Origin of the sequence: Marinobacter profundi, from assembly GCF_002744715.1 — a bacterium.
GTDB lineage: Bacteria > Pseudomonadota > Gammaproteobacteria > Pseudomonadales > Oleiphilaceae > Marinobacter > Marinobacter profundi.
This window is the reverse complement of record NZ_KZ319371.1, coordinates 39632-57395: the sequence shown is the minus strand read 5'-3', so window position 1 is coordinate 57395 and position 17764 is coordinate 39632. Positions and strand designations below refer to the sequence as shown.

The following is a 17764-nucleotide window of genomic DNA, read 5'->3' as shown; positions in this document are numbered from 1 at the left end:
TAATATTGCGGCAAAATAGTCTTAATTTTCTGTATTTTATCCTTTATCAGTGTCCAGGCTAACGGAGTAGAGACGTGTCCGACCTTCCTTCCTACCAGAGTTTTGCTGTCGATGTCGCCGAGGGCATCGCCCATGTCCGGTTTAACCGCCCGGATTCCCTCAACTCCATGACCAAGGCCTTCTGGCTGGAACTGCCCCGCTGCATGCAGGACATCGAGGCCCGGACCGATGCCCGGGTGATCGTGATTTCCTCCACCGGCAAGCACTTTTCAGCGGGCATGGATCTCGGGGTGTTCAGCGATCCGACCGCGGTCCCGATGACCGGCGATCCCGGCCGCATGGCCGAGAACCTGCGCCGGGTGGTCCTGCAGCTGCAGGATACCCTGACGTCGCTGGAAAAAGTCCGCCTGCCGGTCCTGGCGGCGATCCAGGGTGGCTGTATCGGTGGCGCGCTGGACCTGGTCTGCGCCGCGGACAGCCGTTACTGCACCGCGGATGCCTACTTCACCATCAAGGAAACCGAACTGGGCATGACCGCGGATGTGGGAACCCTCCAGCGCCTGCCCCGGCTGATGCCCCAGGGCGTGGTGCGCGAGCTGGCCTATACCGGTCGCAAGTTGTCTGCCGGCGAAGCAAAGGACCTTGGGTTCGTGAATGCGGTCTATGACGATCAGGACGCCATGCTCGATGGGGTGATGGTGGTTGCCCGCCAGATTGCCGCAAATTCTCCATTGGCGGTTACCGGTTGTAAGGAGATGCTCAATTACAGCCGCGATCACAGTGTGGAGGACAGCCTGCGTTATATGGCGACCTGGCAGGCCGGAATGTTCCGTCCGGGGGATATGATGAAGACCTTCCAGGCCAAGGCCCAGAAAACCGCGCCGAAGTACGATGCCCTGTTCCCGGTGAAGGGCTTGTTCGAATAATCCGCGACGGTCAGAACCTCAGTACCAGCCCGGCCCCGGCTTCGACCTGCAGGTAGCCGCTGCTCTCGAAGCGGGCCGTGCACCCGCCCGAACAGAACACGGCGCCGCCGCTGTCCAGCACCGTGTAAATGCCGCGCAAGTCCAGGCGCAGCAGGACATTGCGGGACAGGGGTAACTTGTAGCCTCCGCCGAGGGTCAGGGACGCGCGGTGGTGGCTGTCGAAGCCGCTGTCTTTCGGATCCAGCCGGGTGACGCCGATGACTCCCGAGGCAAAGCCGCCGGTGGTCTGGCCCCCCGGGAAGTAGAGTCCGCCGAACTGTAACTGGTGAATGACCAGGTCGACCGACGAGGTTTCCGGTGCCAGCAGGGTCGTGGACGTGGTTGCCGTGGTGTCCTGGCGGCTGTAGTAGAATTCCAGTTGCTTGCCGGGTTCCGCCAGATCGACGTTGACCACCAGACCGAGGCTGGCGGTATCATCAAAGTCGAGACGGCTGGTGGAGTCGTCCGTGCTGTCGCGGATATCGAACTCCCCACCCATCCGGAAACCGGCGAAGGGCGCCAGCTCGATATCGGCGTGGGCGACGGGGGCTGTCAGGGCTGCCAGTACCAGGCCCGCTAGCCAGTGGCGGTGACGGTTGGGAAACATGGGCTGCCAGCCTCCTGCTGATGCTGTTTACGGGTGACCGGGGTGGGTTAGTGAATCCGGCGATCAAGGCGCCCGCGATCGGTGTCATCATACCGCCACTTTGACAGCCAAAGGAATCGCAACCAGGGAGATTGAGCGGGCGATGGGTAATGTCTCTCCGTTATTTGTCCTGACCTTCCAGGGCGGAATTGTCGTGGTCGCATTCGCCGCCATGCTGCTGTTCGGTATCAAGATCGATAGTGGTGGCATGACGACGGTCGCAGCGGTGATCTGGGGAACACTGGGGGGTGTCGGCACTTATATCGTGTTGCTTGCCCTGACCCGGGTGGACGCCTTTTTCCCCGGCCAGCTGCAACAGCATGTCAGTGAGCTGCGGGCGTTTGCCCGCTCGTTTTCCTATCCCATGATTGTGGCACTGTCGGCCCTGGCGGGTGTCGGGGAAGAGTTACTGTTTCGCGGCGTAATCCAGGGCGGGCTCAGCGGTGTGCTGACACAGCCGGTGGCGATTCTGGTGGCCGCACTGCTGTTCGGCGCGGTGCATTACCTGTCGTCTATCTATTTCCTGATCGCCACCTTGCTGGGGGTTGTGCTCGGGGTGGCGTATGCGGTGTCCGGGAGCATCCTGGTCGTGATGGTGTGGCACGGCGTGTACGACCTGACCGCCATGGTGTGTTTACGACGTTTTCCGGGCCTGTTCGACAGTCGCTGACGGTTTGCCGGCCGGGGCCAGTTGGTGCAGGAACCGACCGATATCGTCGAAGGCCTCTTCTGCTTCGGGCAGCAATGGCGCGAAAATGTGCCACACGTGCACCATGCCCGGCCAGGTATGAAGTTCCGCCGGTGATCCGGCGTCTCTGGCTCTGGCCACATAGCGCCGGGCGTTATCCAGCAGCATCTCGCAGTCACTGGCATGGACCAGGGTTGGCGGCAGGTTGGCCAGGTTGCCCCGCAGGGGAGAGGCCAGGGGGCTCGCCGGTGGCACCCGGAAGGCAGCATAGCTGGCCCACCAGAGCACCGGCAGGGGAATTCGCGACAGGCCACCAAAGGTCGGCCCCAGCAGCGGGTCGGTGCCGATGTTATTGCGGTTGCTGGGGGCGGTCAGAGTCAGGTCGGTTGATGGCGACAGGGCGATAGCTGCATCTGCTTGTCGCAGCCCCCGGTCCCGGGCCCAGGCCAGCAATACCAGGGTGTGGCTGCCGCCGGCGGAATCGCCGGCTACCACAACGAAGCTGGCCGGCTGGTCACCGTCGGGGCCATGGTCGAGTATCCAGCGATAGGCGTTGCGGCAGTCCCGCAGGCCATCAATGTAGCGGTGCTCCGGCATCAGGCGATAATCCACCGCGAACACTGCCGCGTTGGCGACACGGGATAACTGGTCGGTAATGGCGCGGTGGCTACGCGGGCTGCCGGCCACCCAGGCGCCGCCATGAATATACAGGATGCGACGGGAAGTGTCGGTGCCCGGGGCGATCACCCACTCACCCCGCGGCTCACCGGCGCCGCTGGGCCGGAATTCCGAGCTCAATGGGATACCGTCACTGAGGGTGTCCATGTGCCGTCGCAGGGCATAGAGCCGGGCCTTGCCCTTCAGTCCGCGGGCGGAGCTGGTCAGCTCGCGGAGTTTCGCCAGTACCTCTTCGTGTTGATCGCTGGGTTTGCGATCGCAGGGCGGCAGTTCATCGCGGTCCAGGTGAGACAGGTCCTCGGCCCGCAGCGCCAGCAGGAGGGCAAGGATAACGGCCAGCAGAATGGCCAATACAATCCAGATCATGGTCTAAGAGGTCCCCGGTAAACTTTTTGCCGGCCTGGTGGTCGTCAGGTATCGTGCTGACTTATGCCAGATCTTTGGCATTGAGAAAAGCAGATTGCACTGTGCCGGTCTGGGATTCAACCGGGCGTTACCGGGTTGTGAGCCGGATTCTGCATTGGGAGATGACAGTGCTGTCGCTGGTCGTGGGTCGCGAGCCGTGTGCGCTGGCCGCCGGCGGATTTTCCTGCAAATGCAGGGAGGTCAGCTATCTTTAGAGAAGGTCTGCCGGGGAATCGCCATGTAGCTGCTGAGACCCCGGCGGTACCCTGTTCCCACATCCGGAAACGCCCAGAAAAGAGGAGAAAGTGCATGTCCATCAGTGATCACGCCCTGAAAAACGATTTTCCGGAATTTGCCGCAAACATCCTTGAACTGCGTAAGTCCGATGACGATTTCCGCAAGCTCAGCGACGACTACGATTCACTCGACAAGAAGATCCGTGGGCTGGAAGTTCGTGACGTTCCTACCGACGATCAACACTTCAATGAAATGAAACTGGAACGGGCAAGGCTCAAAGACACACTCTACAAGCGACTTACCCGTTACTGACGGTCCGGCGGTGCCGTGTCCGAAACTGTTCCGATATTCTCTGCAGGTTGTTATTGCGTGAAACCCAGGTATTTTTCGCGTCAGCTTCTTTATGGGTTGTTTTCCATCGTCCTGATGGTGGTGTCTCTCGGGGGGCTGACGGCCTATGGTGAGGAGGCGCCGGAAGCCCGGGAGAGCTCCGCGGCCGAGGGGGCAGACCAGCCTTCAGCGGAAACCCAACCCAAGGTGCCGGTGATCGAGGCACCACAGGAGTCGGAAACTCCCGAGCCACTGCCTATCGATGTGCCATCCGAATCGGAAACCGGCATCAGGGAGGAAATCCAGTCCCTGCGGCAATCCCTGACGCAGCGCAGGGAAGCGCTTAGTCAGCTGATCGAGCGGAAGTCCTATGCGGATTCCCGCCTGGAAGTTCTGAACAAGGAGTATGAAAGTCTCGGTGCCCGGCTGGAAACCGCCGGCCTAGGGCTGACCGAAAGCTACGCCAAATTGCTGCAACGCAGGCTCGACCGGCTGGAGCAGCAACACCTGGCGGATGATCTGTCGGTTATCGTCAACGAGCAACTGGAAGCCGCCAGGGTCGAACAGTTCCGCCTGGAAGAAATCGGAGCCGTGCTTCCTTCCGGCGAAGATGTCGACCGGCGCCTTACCGACGAGCGTGAGCGCTTGCTGACCGACCTCAAGGAAGCGGTCGCAGAACACATTGATCTGTTGACCGGCTACTTCGATACCATCACCGCCCTGCAGGACCGGATTGCCGCCTATAAGGTCCTTGTGCGCCAGCGCCTGTTCTGGCTGCCCAGTGAAGAGCCGTTCAGTGCGGAAACCTTTGGTGAGTTGATCGGGAGTATTGGCTGGCTGATGTCGGCCTCGCAGTGGCTGGGTATTCTGAAAGATGTTCCCGCTTCGGTAGAGGAGCGCCTGCCGTCGATCATGTTCCTGCTGGTTGCCCTGGTGGTGTTGCTGGCATACCGCAAGCGGATCCGGCAACGGCTGATCAGCACCGGGGAGTCCGTCGGCAACGTCAGTGTTGACCGCATCGGGCTGACCCTGTCGGCACTGACCGACAGCCTGTTACTGGCATTGCCGCCGGTTATTATCCTGGTGCTGGCGGCGCTGATGCTGGATAGGGGAGGCGAATTTGCCGATGGCCTCGCCAAGGGACTGCGTAGCGCCGCCCTGCTTTATCTCCTGTTGGGCGCCGTTCGCCAGATTGCGCTGCCGGGAGGCGTGGCGGAAGTGCACTTCCATTGGCAACCGGGGACGCTGGCGGCAATCCGTCGGGGTATTCCGCGGCTGCTGTTGCTGTTGCTGCCGGTCACCCTGATTACCCGGCTGACGGAAAACCCGGTCGGGGCCGACTACGAGAGCAGCCTCGGCCGGGTGGTGTTTGCCATTGCCTCGCTGGCCCTGGCGATGTTTGCCTATCGCCTGTTCCGCGCCCTGCGCAATGGCAAGGCGGAGCTGGAGCGGTCACGGTTCTACCAGCTGGTTCAGGTCGCTGCGGTGGTAACCCCGTTGTTCTTTACCGGCATTTCACTGGTGGGATATCACTACACTGCGGTGCAGCTGGAAGGTATTTTGTTTATCAGCATCTGCTGGCTGGTTCTGGTGGCCTTGCTGCATTTTGTCGGGTTGCGTGCCTTGTCGGTGCGGGAGCGCCGCATCCGCCTGCTGCGCTTGCGGGAGCAGCGGGCCACCGAGCAACGGGAGGCGGACGACCGGAATGCCACCGAACCCTCCGGCGACGCCCGTCCGGCCAGCCTGGACCTGCCGGAAGTTGATTTGCATGATATCAACACTCAAAGCACCACCCTGCTGAGGGTGGCCTCGTTTGCCCTTGCCCTGGTTGGCCTGTGGTTGCTGTGGTCACCCGTGGTTCCTGCCTTGCGAATTTTTGATGAGATCATTCTGTGGACCGTCGGCGAGGGGGATGCTGCACTGGCCATCACCTTCGGTGACCTGATCCTGTCGCTTCTGGTAGCGGTGGCGACGATACTGGCCGCCCGTAACCTGCCCGGTACCCTGGAGGTGATGGTACTCAGTCGAATGCAGCTGGCTCCCGGTACCGGTTATGCCATCACCACCATTGCCACCTACCTGATCGTGATCCTGGGCGTGGTGTTTGCCCTCGGTGCCCTGGGTGCCCAGTGGTCCAAGCTGCAATGGCTGGTCGCGGCCCTGGGGGTGGGGCTGGGGTTTGGCTTGCAGGAGATCGTTGCCAACTTCGTATCCGGCATCATCCTGTTGTTCGAACGGCCGATCCGGGTCGGGGATACCGTCACGATTGGCGGCGTCACCGGAACCGTGTCCCGTATCCGGATCCGGGCGACCACCCTGGTGGACTGGGACCATAAGGAACAGATCATTCCCAACAAGACGTTTGTCACCCAGGACCTCACCAACTGGACGTTGTCCGACTCGATCACCCGGGTGATCGTGACTGTGGGGGTGGCCTATGGCACCGACATTGATGAAGTTCAGGACTTGCTGACCGAGCTGGTGCACCAGAATGAACGGGTGGTTGAGGACCCCGCGCCGGCGGTATTCTGCACCGGTCTGGCGGACAGCAGCATCAACTTTGAAATGCGGGTGTTCGTCAAGTCGATGGCGGAGATCATGCCGCTGGGTCATGAGCTCAGATCCGCGGTGACCCGTAAGCTGCACGAGGCCGGTATCGAGATTCCGTTCCCGCAGCGGGACATCCATATCCGTTCCGCGGCAGCGCTCGGGCCGGTGGCGTCGGCGCAGGGTCGCGATCCCGCAGCCGAACTGTGACGTCTGTGCCATTTGGCAACAAATCGCCACAGTCTGTTGCAGATGCTAATTTTGTCATGTCGCTAAAAGGGGTAGGCTCGGTGTGGCCGTGACGTGTGTAGTTCGTGGCACCCTCCTGACAGATACCGGGCCGGCAGGGCAGGTATCGCCACCGATCATCAAAAGGAACTGATATGCCCGAGAACAAGAAAAACCTCCTGACCATTGCTGTGTTCGCGACCTCGACCCTGATGCTGGCCGGTTGTGGCGGCGGCGGGAGCAGTAGTGACACAACCAGGAGCACCGGGGGCACCCTGCAGCTGGACAGCGAAGGCTATGGCGCGCAGAAGGCTGCACTTTACACCGCCGAGGATTACGACGCGGTTGCCGCCTCCTACGAGTCGATGAACGATGCGCAGGTTCTCGTCGAGGACGTGGCGTTCAGCCTGCAAAGCTTCAGTACCGCTTCGACCGGCGAGGTCAGGGCTGCCGCGACTGAAACGGTCACCCTGGGCTGCGAGAATCCGGAGGGTTCCGTGGTGGTCAGTGCGACCTTCTCCGAGACTGCCGACCGGGAAACCTACCAGTTTTCGAATTGCCAGCTGCCCACTTACTTGTTGGGGCCGGTGGTTCTTAACGGTCGTTACGAGTACGCCTTTGACCTGTCCTCTGCCACCGCCCTCACCGGTTACGACAGCTACAATATCAGTGGCACCGTGCTGAATACCGGAGAGGCCCTGGCCCTGGTGGGACGCCAGGATTTTGCCATGACCGATGTTTCCGACACCACCAGCGAGGTCACCTTCCGCACCGGTTCACTGGAATACCGCGTGGGTTCCAACTACGTGGCCTTCGTCAACATGGTCACCTCAGCGATGCTGACCGACACCCGGATCTCGGTGACCATGGACGGGTCCCTGGTCGGTTCGGCCATGGGCGGCGTTGTCGATATCTCGACTCCGGCCGCCATGGTGCTGCCATTGGAGGCAACCTGTCCGACCGAGGGTGTATTCCGCTTCGAGGGAGACGGCTATGTGGAAGTCCGTTATGGCATGCACACTGGAACTGCCGATGTGATGACCGTTGAGACCAACAGCAGTTCGCGCATCGGTTACAGTGACTGCACCGGAGCGGATTTCGCACCACTGTAACGCCGGAGCCATAATGCCGCGGGTGTTTATCGGCCTTGAACTACCGGAAACCGTAAAGCGTCCGCTGCTGGATTTGCGGCAGCGGATTGCCGGCGCACGCTGGCAAAGCGCAGGGCAGCTGCATCTTACTCTGCGCTTTATCGGTGCCGTTGACGGCCAACAGCTTGCCCTGCTGCGGGCGGCCCTCGCAGGGCTGCCGGTGGCGCCATTTGATCTCGTAGTCAGCAGGACGGGCAGCTTTGGCAATCCGGAGCACCCCCGCAACCTGTGGGCGGGGGTCGCTGCGGAGCCGGCACTGATGACCTTGCATGACGAGATCAGTGGGCGGTTGGCAATGGTTGGCTGGCCAGCGGAGGCGCGGCGGTTCCGGCCCCATATCACCCTGGCCCGGTTTGGCAGGGAGGCCGGGTCCGTGGCTGGCTTTATTGAGCAGCACCGGGGCCTTGCCCTCGAACCGTTTATGGTCGACCGGGTAAGCCTGTTCGAAAGTAACCAGACCCCGGAAGGTTCCTGCTATACGGTCATCGGACGGTTCCCGCTTGCGGGCGGTTTGCCGGAGGACTCTGCAGGCTGAGGCCGGTGCCGACGCGGCCCGGCGGTCAGGCGATTTCCTTTTCGCACTCATCCAGCACCTGCTGGACCTCTTCTGCCGAGAGAGTTTCCTTGTCCAGTACTGCCTGGGCCAGGGCATCGAGCTCCCGGCGATGCTCCGACAGAAACCCGATGGTGGTGCGCTCCAGTTCAATGAGCTTGGACTGTACCTCGCTGTCGATAAGCTCTGCGAGGCGTTCACTGTACTCCCGCGGCTGGCCCAGTTCGCGGCCGAGGAAAACGTGTTCCTCGCCAACACTCAGCCCCATGGGGCCCACTTTTTCGCTCATACCCCACTGGCCGACCATCCGGCGGAGCAGGGCAGTGGCTTCTTTCAGGTCGTTCTGGGCACCGGTACTGACTTCGCCGAACACCAGTTTTTCCGACGACCGCCCGCCGAGCATCACCTTGATACGATCCGTCAGGTAGCTCTGGGTGTAGTTGTAGCGGTCTTCCTTCGGGGTCTGCTCGGTTACGCCCATGGCCATGCCGTGGGGAATGATGGTGACCTTGGTGAGCGGATCGGCCTTGGGCATGTAATGGGCCATCAGGGCATGGCCGCATTCGTGGTAAGCCACCACCCGCTTTTCTTCCTCGCTGAGTTCGGTGTCGCGTTCCTCACCCAGCACAATCCGGTCACGGGCGATGTCAAAGCAGTGACTGTCGACCTCGGTCAGGTTCAGGCGGACGGCCGTCAGGGCGGCCTCGTTCACCAGGTTCTTCAGGTCAGCGCCGGAGAATCCGGTGGTGCGGGCGGCAATCTCTTCCAGGTCCACGTCTCCGGCCAGTGGCACCTTGCGAACGTGGACTTTGAGAATGGCCGTGCGAGCGTCCTTGTGGGGGCGGTCGAGGGTAATCTTGCGGTCAAACCGGCCCGGCCGGAGCAGGGCGGTGTCGAGCACGTCGGGGCGGTTGGTGGCGGCCAGCACCACCACGTTCTCGTGTTCCTCAAAGCCATCCAGTTCGGTCAGGATCTGATTCAGGGTCTGCTCCCGCTCATCGTGGCCACCGCCCAGCCCGGTGCCGCGGGACCGGCCGACGGCATCCAGTTCGTCAATGAAAATCAGCGACGGGGCCTCCTTGCGCGCCATGGTAAACATGTCCCGGACCCGCGCCGCACCGACACCGACAAACATCTCGATAAATTCCGACGCACTGATGCTGAAGAACGGCACTCCCGCCTCGCCGGCAATGGCCCGGGCCAGCAGCGTTTTGCCGGTACCCGGCGGGCCGATCAGCAGGATACCCTTCGGCATGACGGCCCCCAAGGCGCGGAATTTCTCCGGGGTCTTGAGGAACTCGATGATTTCGGTGATGTCCCGCTTGGCGGACTCGATGCCCGCGACGTCATCAAGGGTGGTGGTGGAGGTGTCCCGCTGTGCCCGGCGGGCATGGGACCGGCTGAACTCGAAGGGGTTGTTGCCGCCCCCCATCATCCGGCGCTGGGCCGCTGACCAGAACCAGAACATCAGCGCCAGCAGCAGGATCCACGGCAGGAAACCCCGGATCAGTTGCTGCCACCAGGGGCCTTCGGCAGGCTCGGCACTGATGGTCACCCGATGCGCTTCAAGCAGGGCCAGCAGGTCCGGATCCTCCATCGGGGGCCGGATGGTATGGAAAAACCGGCTCCGGGAGTCACCGGTCTGGTCCGCAACCCCCTGGTCTGCAACGCCCCGGTCGGTAAACTGGCCCTGGATATGGTCCGAACGCAGGGTAACTTCGCTGACCTGATCCTCCGCCACCGCCTCCTTGAACTGTGAGTAGGGCAGTTCGCTGTAGCGGGGCTGCTGGCCGTCCTGCAGCCAGCTGAAAATGAGAAAGATGACCGCGCTCAGCCAGAGAAACGAGTAGGTCGCCGGTAGCTGTGGCTTCTGGGGTTGCTGCTGGTCGGGCTTCTGGGGTGTTTCCGGATTAGGCATGAGGCGCTCTTTACTGGATGACTTCTGATACTTTAGCAACTTCCCGGGACTTGTCAGTGAAGAGTTTGCCGAACGCCACTGGCTTTCGACCGTCTAAACTTGCTGACTGAACAGACAATCCCTGAGCAGGCCAGGAGGGGCCGTCATGACTCGTCGCCGTATCCTGTTGTGGACTATCGGGCTACTGTTGCTGCTGCTGGCCGTGGCAGGGCTGGCCCTGCGTGAAGCCTGGCTGCTGTGGCAACAGCAGAACGGCATCACCCGCGTGCACTGGCAAGGTCTTGAGGTAGCCCCGGCGGGCATTGCCATCGGCCAGTTGGTGGTTACCCAGCAGCTGCCCTCCCGGGTGGTGACCCTGGAGGCACGGGGTCTGAGGCTGGGCTGGAACCGGCAGTGGCTGAACCCGGAGCCCCGGACGTTGACCATCGATCGCCTGGCAGTGGATTGGCAGGGTAGTCTGTCGCCGGCCAGCGCAGGGACGGCAGCTGCGGATCCGGAAACCCCGGTCAGCCCCTTGCCCGCGCCGCCGCGATGGTTACCGCAGCAGCTGGTGATCCGGCAGTATGAGCTTTCCCTGCCCTGCGCATCGGGCAGTTGCGAGCTGACCGGTTCCTTTGACGCGCAGCGTCAGCAACAGATGCTACCGGTGGCCGCCGAACTGGTTATTGTCCGGGATCAACATCGGGTTGAATTACAGGCCGACATTGCCGGATCAGGACCGGACGACCTGGTTATCCGAGGTGGCCTGTCGCTGGATGGCGAACCGGTGGCGAAACTGGAGTCGGTCTTTCAGCGTAGTGCAGCAGTGACCAACTGGAGTGGGGCGCTGGCAATGCCGGCACTGCCTGCCAGCGACTGGTTGCTGGCCTGGTTGCAAGAGTGGCAGCCGATGGACACTGCCGGGCTGCCGCCGCAACCTGACAGCGCCAGGCTGGATATCGAATGGCAACTTCAGGCGCCTCCGGGACAGCCGATCCGGGAACAGGTGAGCGGCAGCCTCCGCCTGGATGTGGAATTGCCTGCCCCCTGGCCTGTGCCCGGATTGGCGACGATTCAGGGCGATCTCCGGCTGGCATTGGTCGCGGAGCTGGGGGTCTGGTCCGGGCAATTGGAAGCGGGCCGGATCAGGTTATCCCGTCCCGAGCTGGTCACCGCCGACTGGACCATGAAAGGCGTGCGCGCAGATCTGGCGGTTACCGGCACAGTGGACAGCAACACCCTTGTGCTGGAGTTCCAGCAGCCATCGGTGCTGACGGTGGAGCGCTTTGACCAGGTGGCAGCCAGCGACCTGCTGGCCGCACGAAACCTGACATTGGACCCTGGCAAAGCACAGTTGCGGGCATCCTATCGCACTGCCGGTGCGGAACTGCAGAGTCTGGAATTGCAGAGTCTGGAACTTCAGAGTCTGGAACTGAAAGGACCGCTGCGGCTTGCGGCTGACCGGCTGATATCGCCCTACCTGGTCGAACAGTCCTGGCGATTTGACGGCACCACTACGGCAAGTCTGGATCGAGTCGCCGTGACCGGGCACCTGCGGTCACATGCCGGCGCGACGGCCGATCTGCAGCTGGACTACGCGCCCGGCAAGGCGCTGAAGGTGAAGGGAAGTACCCGCCTCTCCGGTGAACAGGGCGCGGCCGCGCTGGCAGCGACCATCGCCCACTGGCCACAGGAGCTTGCGGTTTCGGGCGGGAGCCTGTCTGCCCGGATCGAGCTGCTCAAGGCTCCCGGTGCGGCGGCCGGGCTGGAGGGAGCGCTGACGTTTACCGGCCTGTCCGGGATCTACGGGCGTACTGCGTGGAGCGGTCTGGAGGGGCTGTTGACCCTGAACCTTGCCGGCACGGATGTCGAGGCCACGGCCCCGGCGCTCAGTGTTGCCAGCATCAATCCCGGTATCCCGGTGGAGAGTATCCGTCTGGCAGGTCGATATCGGGCACCCCTTGCCAATGTGCGGCAGGGCCGGTTGCGACTGGACCAGGCCAAAGGCGAACTCCTTGGCGGCCAGGTCACGGTGGTACCGGGACAGTGGGAACTTTCGGACCTGCCGTTCCGGCTGCGGGCCCGGCTCGACAGCATCGCGCTGGCCGAATTAATGCAGGTCTACCCCGCAGAAGGACTGGCGGGCACCGGCTTCCTCACCGGCGAGGTGCCGGTCACCATCTCGGCAGCAGGTGTTCAGGTTGAGCAGGGGCGGGTCACTGCCCAGTCGCCCGGGGGGCTGTTGCAGTTGCCTGCGGAACGCCTCACCGGGCTGGCCAGTGGTAATGAAACCATGCGGTTGGTAGCCGAAGCCCTGCAAAACTTTCACTATTCCGTCCTGGAGAGCACGATAGACTATGATCAGGAAGGTAACCTGATGCTGGGGCTGCACCTCGAAGGACGTAATCCCAAGGTCCGGGACGGCCATCCGATTGTGCTCAACATCAATCTTGAAGAGAACATCCCGGCCTTGCTGACCAGCCTGCAGCTCAGTGGCCGGGTCAACGAGACTGTTACCCGCAAGGTTCAGGAGCTCCTCCGTAAAAAGGCGGAGCAGGGCGGGACAGGCATCAGTCCGAACCCATAAAAGGAGATCAAGCCATGGCTGAAATCCGGCGGGGCCCAGCCGCCCCGGCAATCCTGAAGCGGTTGCTCTGTGCTGCGGCACTGGCCAGCCTGGTGGCGGCCTGTACGCCCACTGTGCAGATGGCCGCGCCCAAGGAGCCCATAACTGTCAATCTTAACGTCAAGATCCAGCACGAGATCTATGTGAAGGTGGACAAGGAAGTGGATGAACTGTTCACCGAAGACGGCCTGTTCTGACCGAAGGAGCAAGACATGACACTGTTAACACGATTCGGCGCCGCCGTGCTGGCCCTTTGCCTGAGCCTGCCGGCCCTGGCGATCAGCCTTGACGAGGCCAAACGGGGGCTGGAACCGGCCAAGAGCGCCGGACTGGTTGGCGAAACGCCGACCGGCTACCTGGAGGTGATCCGGCCGGAAGGACAGGCTGCCGACATTGTCGACGCCATCAACCGTGCCCGGCGGGACGAGTATGCCCGGATTGCCCAGAAGCACGGCATTCCGGTGGCCGAGGTGGAAGCCGTCGCCGGCAAGAAAGCCATCGAGAAAACACCGGCGGGCCAGTACATCCAGCTCAACGGCAAGTGGGTCAGGAAATAGCCCGGCCCCGATCGGGGTTCACAACCGGCTGGTGGCGAAGGTATTGCAGGTTTCCATGTCGCCACTCTCAAAACCCCGGCGAAACCACCGCGCCCTTTGTTCAGACGTGCCGTGGGTGAAGCTGTCGGGAACGACCTCGCCGCCAGAGCGGTGCTGGAGGCGGTCGTCGCCAATGGCGGAGGCAGCTTGCAGGGCTTCATCCAGGTCACCGGGTTCCAGCAACTGGCGGTCCCGGTGGGCGATGTGTCCCCACACTCCCGCAAAACAGTCCGCCTGGAGTTCCTGCCGGACCGATAGTTCGTTGATGTCGGCCTGGCTACGGCCCTGGCCGGCTTCGCGCACCTGCTGGCTGATACCCAGCAGGGTCTGCACATGGTGGCCGACTTCGTGGGCAACAACGTAGGCCTGGGCAAAATCTCCCGGCGCGCCGAAGCGGGTGGCAAGGTCATGGAAAAAGGACAGGTCGAGATAGACTTTTTCGTCCCCCGGACAATAGAAGGGCCCGACGGCTGCACTTGCAAAGCCACAGGCTGAGCGAACCTGCCCGGAGAACAGGACAAGGACCGGCTCCCGGTAGCTACCCCCCAGATCGTTGAAGATCACTCGCCAGCTGTCTTCGGTATCCGCCAGCACGACCGACACAAAATCCGCGAGCTGCTGTTCTTCGGCGGAAAACTCGCGGGGGGACTGGACGGTGGCGGAGCCGCCACCCAGCAGCATCGGCAGCAGGTCGATGCCGAGGAACTTGCCACCCAGGACAACCACTACGCCCAGTATCAGAACCACCCGGCCAACCTTGCTGCGCAACATCATCGGCAGCAGTCGTAACAGCATCATCCCGCCGGCTCCCGCGGCAGAATAGCCCGGCGACGTTCCCCGCCGGTCCTCCACGTTATTGCTTCGTCTGCCGCCACGCCAGCGCATGCCCCAACCCTCCCTTTGCGTCCGTTAACGTCCGTTTTCATACCTGTCCTGACAGCACAACGACGGACTCTCTGTAGATAATAGTCCGCAACCGGGACAACCGTGGGGGAAAAGGCTAGGCTGGCGTTTGTCCCGAATTGCCTTGAAACCTGGAGGGCCGATGAGTACGGAAAAGAGAGTTGCGCTGGTGAGCGGGGGTGCCCGGGGCATCGGCCGCGGCATCGTGGAATATCTGCATGGCAAGGGCTGGCGGGTCGCGTTCTGTGACATTGACCGCGAGGCCGGTGAACAACTGGCGGACAGCCTGGGCAGTGGCAGCGAGCTGAAGTTCTTTGCCGCGGACGTTGCCAGTGAACCTGCTGTCCGTCAGCTGATGGAGGAGGTGGTGCGCTGGGCCGGCAGGCTGGATGCGTTGGTCAACAATGCAGGGATTGCCAGCCCGGATAACGGTCCGGTTGAGGAACTTGCACTGGATGTCTGGCAGCGCTATCTGGACGTTAACCTGACCGGGCCGTTCCTGATGGCCAGGTATGCCGTTCCGCACTTGCGCAAGGTGCGGGGCAGCATCGTGAATATGGCCTCGACCCGTGCGCTGCAGTCGGAGCCGGATACCGAAGCCTATGCCGCCACCAAGGGTGGCCTGGTTGCGCTGACCCATGCCCTCGCGGTGAGCCTCGGGCCGGACATCCGGGTGAACTGTATCAGTCCCGGCTGGATCGATGTCCGGGAGCTTCAGGGCCCGGTGACAGCAGCGGTTGCACCACTTTCGGAGGTGGATCATAACCAGCACCCGGCGGGGCGTGTTGGTCGCGCCGCTGATATTGCGGCCATGGTGCATTACCTGATTGGCGAGGAGGCCGGTTTTATCACCGGCCAGAACTTTGTGATCGATGGCGGGATGGTGCGCAAGATGATCTATGCTGACTGACAACAATGAGTGTATAACGGCCTTGAGCTAACAGGGGCTAGCGGCGCCAGTCGCAATTGTGGAGATCAGTAATGACCGATGTATACAGTTATCTGAATGCCCTGGTGGAACGGGGCGGTTCCGACTTGTTCTTCAGTGTCGGAGCACCGGTAAACCTGAAGCGTGATGGTGAACTGGAGCCATTTGATGATGTCGTCCTGACCAACGAGCAGGTGCGTGAACTCGCCTACCAGGTGATGAACGCCAAGCAGGTCGAGCAGTTCGAGAATACCCTGGAAATGAATCTGGGGCTTGGAGTGCCGGCCATCGGCCGATTCCGTATCAACGTGTTCTTCCAGCGCGGCGAAGTCGCCATGGTGATCCGCCATATCAGTAACCATATCCCTGCGATTGCCGATCTCGGCCTGCCGGAGAAACTCAAGGAACTGGTCATGCAGGACCGCGGCCTGATCCTGGTGGTGGGTAACGCCGGGTCTGGCAAGTCCACCACCCTGGCCTCCATGATTGACTACCGCAACAGCAACCGCAGCGGCCACATCATCTGCATCGAGGATCCGGTGGAGTTCATTCACCAGCACAAGCGATCCCTGGTAAACCAGCGCGAGGTGGGGCTGGATACCGTCAGCTTTGAAGAAGCGCTGCGCAATGTACTGCGGGAGTCGCCGGATGTGATTGTGATCGGTGAGATCCGCGACCGCCAGACCATGCAGCATGCCCTGCATTACAGCGAAACCGGTCACCTGGTGCTGGCGACGCTCCATGCCACCAGCACAGTTCAGGCCATCGAGCGGGTGGTTAACCTGTTCCCGGAAGATAACCGCCAGCAGATCCTCGGTGATATTTCCATGAACCTGGCCGCCATAATCGGCCAGCGCCTGCTGCGGGGAAGCCGCCGGAAACTGCTGCCTGCGGTGGAGCTGCTGTTGCGGACACCGTTTATTGTTGACCTGATCGAGCGGGATGAGCTGCCCCAGATCAAGATCGCCATGAGCCGCAGCACCGAGCAGGGGCTGCAGACCTTTGACCAGGATCTGAACCGGCTCCGGGCCTCTGGCGAAATCTCCCTCGACGAGGCCCTGCGCAACGCCGACTCCCGCACTGACATGATGCTCAAGAGCCGTCTTGAAGATGGTCAGGGCCATGGGGATCATCCCGACTTCCGGGTGATGGGGGATGACGACAACTGAGGGGTTGCGGGCCGCCCGGGGGGCGGCCCGATGATCATGGCCGGCAAACGTACCAGTAATTCTGGAAGTCATGGGCCAGTTCATTGACCTCAACGGTGCCGAAGCCCGCCTTGCTGAAGTAGTCCAGAGCTCGCTCCTTGCCCCACATCGCGCCCAGTCCTTCGCCCCCCTGGGCCAGTGACACGGTCATACAGTGCATGCAGGACACGGTATAGAGCATCGGGCCGATGGGGTGGTCGCGGTCGCCGTGATGGTGACTGGATCCCTTGATGTCCTGGGCCAGGTAGACCCCGTCGTCCGCCAGCGCCGCCCGGATGCCCCGGAGCACGGCCAGCGGGTCTTTCTGGTCGTGGATCGCATCGAAGGTGGTGATCAGGTCAAAGGTGCCGCGCTCATTACCCTCCCCAAGGGTAGCGGCGTCGCGGACCTGGAAGGTGGCATTATGATGGCCCTGTTCGCTGGCTTCCCGGCGGGCGTAATCGACCGCTTCCCGGGAAAAGTCATAACCGACAAACCGGCTGGCAGGATACAGCCCGGCAAGGCAGTTCAGGGCCTTGCCACGGCCACAACCGACGTCGAGTACCCGGATGCCCTGTTCGAGCCGATCGGTTAATCCCGGAACCAGCGGCAGAATGTGCGTATCCAGTGCCGCTACGACCGATTGTCCACTGTCTTCGGCCATCACTTCATGGAAGCGATGGAAGCTCTCATAGGGCACACCGCCACCGTGGCGGAAGCAATGGACAATCTGGTCTTCCACCGCTCCGAGCAGGGGGATGTACTGGGCGAAGACTGCGATATTGTCCGCGGGCGACGTTCTGGACAGGCTGATGGCGTGCTCGCTCGGGAGCTGGTAGGTGGCGGTTTCCGGTGTGTGGCGGATGATGTCGCTGACGGTCATCGCGCCAAGCCATTCTCTGACATAGCGTTCATTCAGGCCGGCCCGGCTGGCAATTTCCTCACTGGTTGCCGGAGCCATCGCTGCGAGGGTGTCGAACAACCCTGTCCGATGGCCAATGGATATCATCAGCGCGGTACAGCCGGCGTTGAGCATGTCCACCATCCGTTCGGCAAATTGCTCGGCGCGGTGTTCGTCAAAGCCGGCGTTGATGATGTGTTCTGCGGTTGCAATGGTCATGTTTGGTTCTCCCTGGTCCCGTGTATCTGTCGTTACTGGGTAATGAACAGAATGGGGGAGTTGCGCCATACTGACTAGT

Annotated in this window: 16 protein-coding genes; 11 read left to right on the top strand and 5 right to left on the bottom strand. The window is 62.0% G+C overall.

Annotation, left to right across the window (positions count from 1 at the left end; all coding sequences use genetic code 11):
- The first annotated feature begins 74 nt into the window (after positions 1 to 74).
- Positions 75 to 926 (top strand): crotonase/enoyl-CoA hydratase family protein, encoded by an 852-nt coding sequence (locus tag CLH61_RS10580; RefSeq protein WP_099614711.1) that lies wholly within the window; start codon positions 75 to 77, stop codon positions 924 to 926.
- Between the two features lie 10 nt (positions 927 to 936).
- Here CLH61_RS10580 and CLH61_RS10575 read toward each other — a convergent pair whose 3' ends face one another.
- Positions 937 to 1572 carry a porin family protein gene (locus tag CLH61_RS10575; RefSeq protein WP_099614710.1) on the bottom strand — a complete coding sequence of 212 codons (636 nt, stop codon included), beginning with the start codon at positions 1570 to 1572 and terminating at the stop codon, positions 937 to 939.
- Positions 1573 to 1714: 142 nt separating this feature from the next.
- On the opposite strand from CLH61_RS10575, the gene CLH61_RS10570 reads away from it, so the two are divergent.
- Positions 1715 to 2281 (top strand): CPBP family intramembrane glutamic endopeptidase, encoded by a 567-nt coding sequence (locus CLH61_RS10570; protein WP_099614709.1) that lies wholly within the window; start codon positions 1715 to 1717, stop codon positions 2279 to 2281.
- Here the strand turns inward: CLH61_RS10570 and CLH61_RS10565 are convergent.
- Positions 2246 to 3343, bottom strand: coding sequence for an alpha/beta hydrolase (locus CLH61_RS10565; RefSeq protein WP_099614708.1), 1098 nt, complete (start codon positions 3341 to 3343; stop codon positions 2246 to 2248). The genes CLH61_RS10570 and CLH61_RS10565 overlap by 36 nt on opposite strands.
- Before the next feature lie 348 nt (positions 3344 to 3691).
- Between CLH61_RS10565 and CLH61_RS10560 the strand changes: the two genes are divergently transcribed.
- The 4 genes from CLH61_RS10560 (at position 3692) to thpR (ending at position 8410) form a co-directional block, all read left to right on the top strand.
- A complete protein-coding gene (locus tag CLH61_RS10560; RefSeq protein WP_099614707.1) occupies positions 3692 to 3931 on the top strand; it encodes an HP1242/YdcH family protein in 240 nt (79 codons plus the stop codon).
- Between the two features lie 57 nt (positions 3932 to 3988).
- The gene (locus CLH61_RS10555) at positions 3989 to 6706 is read left to right on the top strand and encodes a mechanosensitive ion channel domain-containing protein (protein ID WP_143752147.1); all 2718 of its coding nucleotides are present in this window, start codon (positions 3989 to 3991) and stop codon (positions 6704 to 6706) included.
- A 173-nt stretch (positions 6707 to 6879) separates the two neighbouring features.
- Positions 6880 to 7836 (top strand): hypothetical protein, encoded by a 957-nt coding sequence (locus CLH61_RS10550; RefSeq protein WP_099614705.1) that lies wholly within the window; start codon positions 6880 to 6882, stop codon positions 7834 to 7836.
- 13 nt (positions 7837 to 7849) lie between these two features.
- Positions 7850 to 8410 carry an RNA 2',3'-cyclic phosphodiesterase gene (gene thpR, locus CLH61_RS10545; protein ID WP_099614704.1) on the top strand — a complete coding sequence of 187 codons (561 nt, stop codon included), beginning with the start codon at positions 7850 to 7852 and terminating at the stop codon, positions 8408 to 8410.
- Positions 8411 to 8435: 25 nt separating this feature from the next.
- Here the strand turns inward: thpR and ftsH are convergent, their stop codons facing one another.
- Complete coding sequence (gene ftsH / locus CLH61_RS10540; RefSeq protein ID WP_099614703.1) at positions 8436 to 10346, bottom strand: ATP-dependent zinc metalloprotease FtsH; 1911 nt, start codon at positions 10344 to 10346, stop codon at positions 8436 to 8438.
- 145 nt (positions 10347 to 10491) lie between these two features.
- Between ftsH and CLH61_RS10535 the strand changes: the two genes are divergently transcribed.
- The 3 genes from CLH61_RS10535 to CLH61_RS10525 are packed head-to-tail and all read left to right on the top strand — an operon-like array spanning position 10492 to position 13508.
- Positions 10492 to 12912 (top strand): intermembrane phospholipid transport YdbH family protein, encoded by a 2421-nt coding sequence (locus CLH61_RS10535; protein WP_099614702.1) that lies wholly within the window; start codon positions 10492 to 10494, stop codon positions 12910 to 12912.
- Positions 12913 to 12926: 14 nt separating this feature from the next.
- Complete coding sequence (locus CLH61_RS10530; RefSeq protein WP_228152610.1) at positions 12927 to 13148, top strand: YnbE family lipoprotein; 222 nt, start codon at positions 12927 to 12929, stop codon at positions 13146 to 13148.
- 15 nt (positions 13149 to 13163) lie between these two features.
- Positions 13164 to 13508: a YdbL family probable chaperone protein gene (locus CLH61_RS10525; protein WP_099614701.1), complete on the top strand. Its 345-nt coding sequence runs from the start codon at positions 13164 to 13166 to the stop codon at positions 13506 to 13508.
- An 18-nt stretch (positions 13509 to 13526) separates the two neighbouring features.
- On the opposite strand, the gene ypfJ is transcribed toward CLH61_RS10525, so the two are convergent.
- The gene (gene ypfJ, locus CLH61_RS10520) at positions 13527 to 14432 is read right to left on the bottom strand and encodes a KPN_02809 family neutral zinc metallopeptidase (RefSeq protein WP_099614700.1); all 906 of its coding nucleotides are present in this window, start codon (positions 14430 to 14432) and stop codon (positions 13527 to 13529) included.
- Between the two features lie 160 nt (positions 14433 to 14592).
- Here ypfJ and CLH61_RS10515 point away from each other — a divergent pair, with 160 nt between their 5' ends.
- Entirely contained in the window at positions 14593 to 15360 is a 768-nt protein-coding gene (locus CLH61_RS10515) for an SDR family oxidoreductase (protein ID WP_099614699.1), read from the top strand.
- A gap of 71 nt (positions 15361 to 15431) precedes the next feature.
- Complete coding sequence (locus CLH61_RS10510; protein ID WP_099614698.1) at positions 15432 to 16547, top strand: PilT/PilU family type 4a pilus ATPase; 1116 nt, start codon at positions 15432 to 15434, stop codon at positions 16545 to 16547.
- 34 nt (positions 16548 to 16581) lie between these two features.
- Here the strand turns inward: CLH61_RS10510 and CLH61_RS10505 are convergent, their stop codons facing one another.
- Positions 16582 to 17685, bottom strand: a complete 1104-nt coding sequence (locus CLH61_RS10505) for a class I SAM-dependent methyltransferase (RefSeq protein ID WP_099614697.1) — start codon at positions 17683 to 17685, stop codon at positions 16582 to 16584.
- Positions 17686 to 17764: the final 79 nt, after the last annotated feature.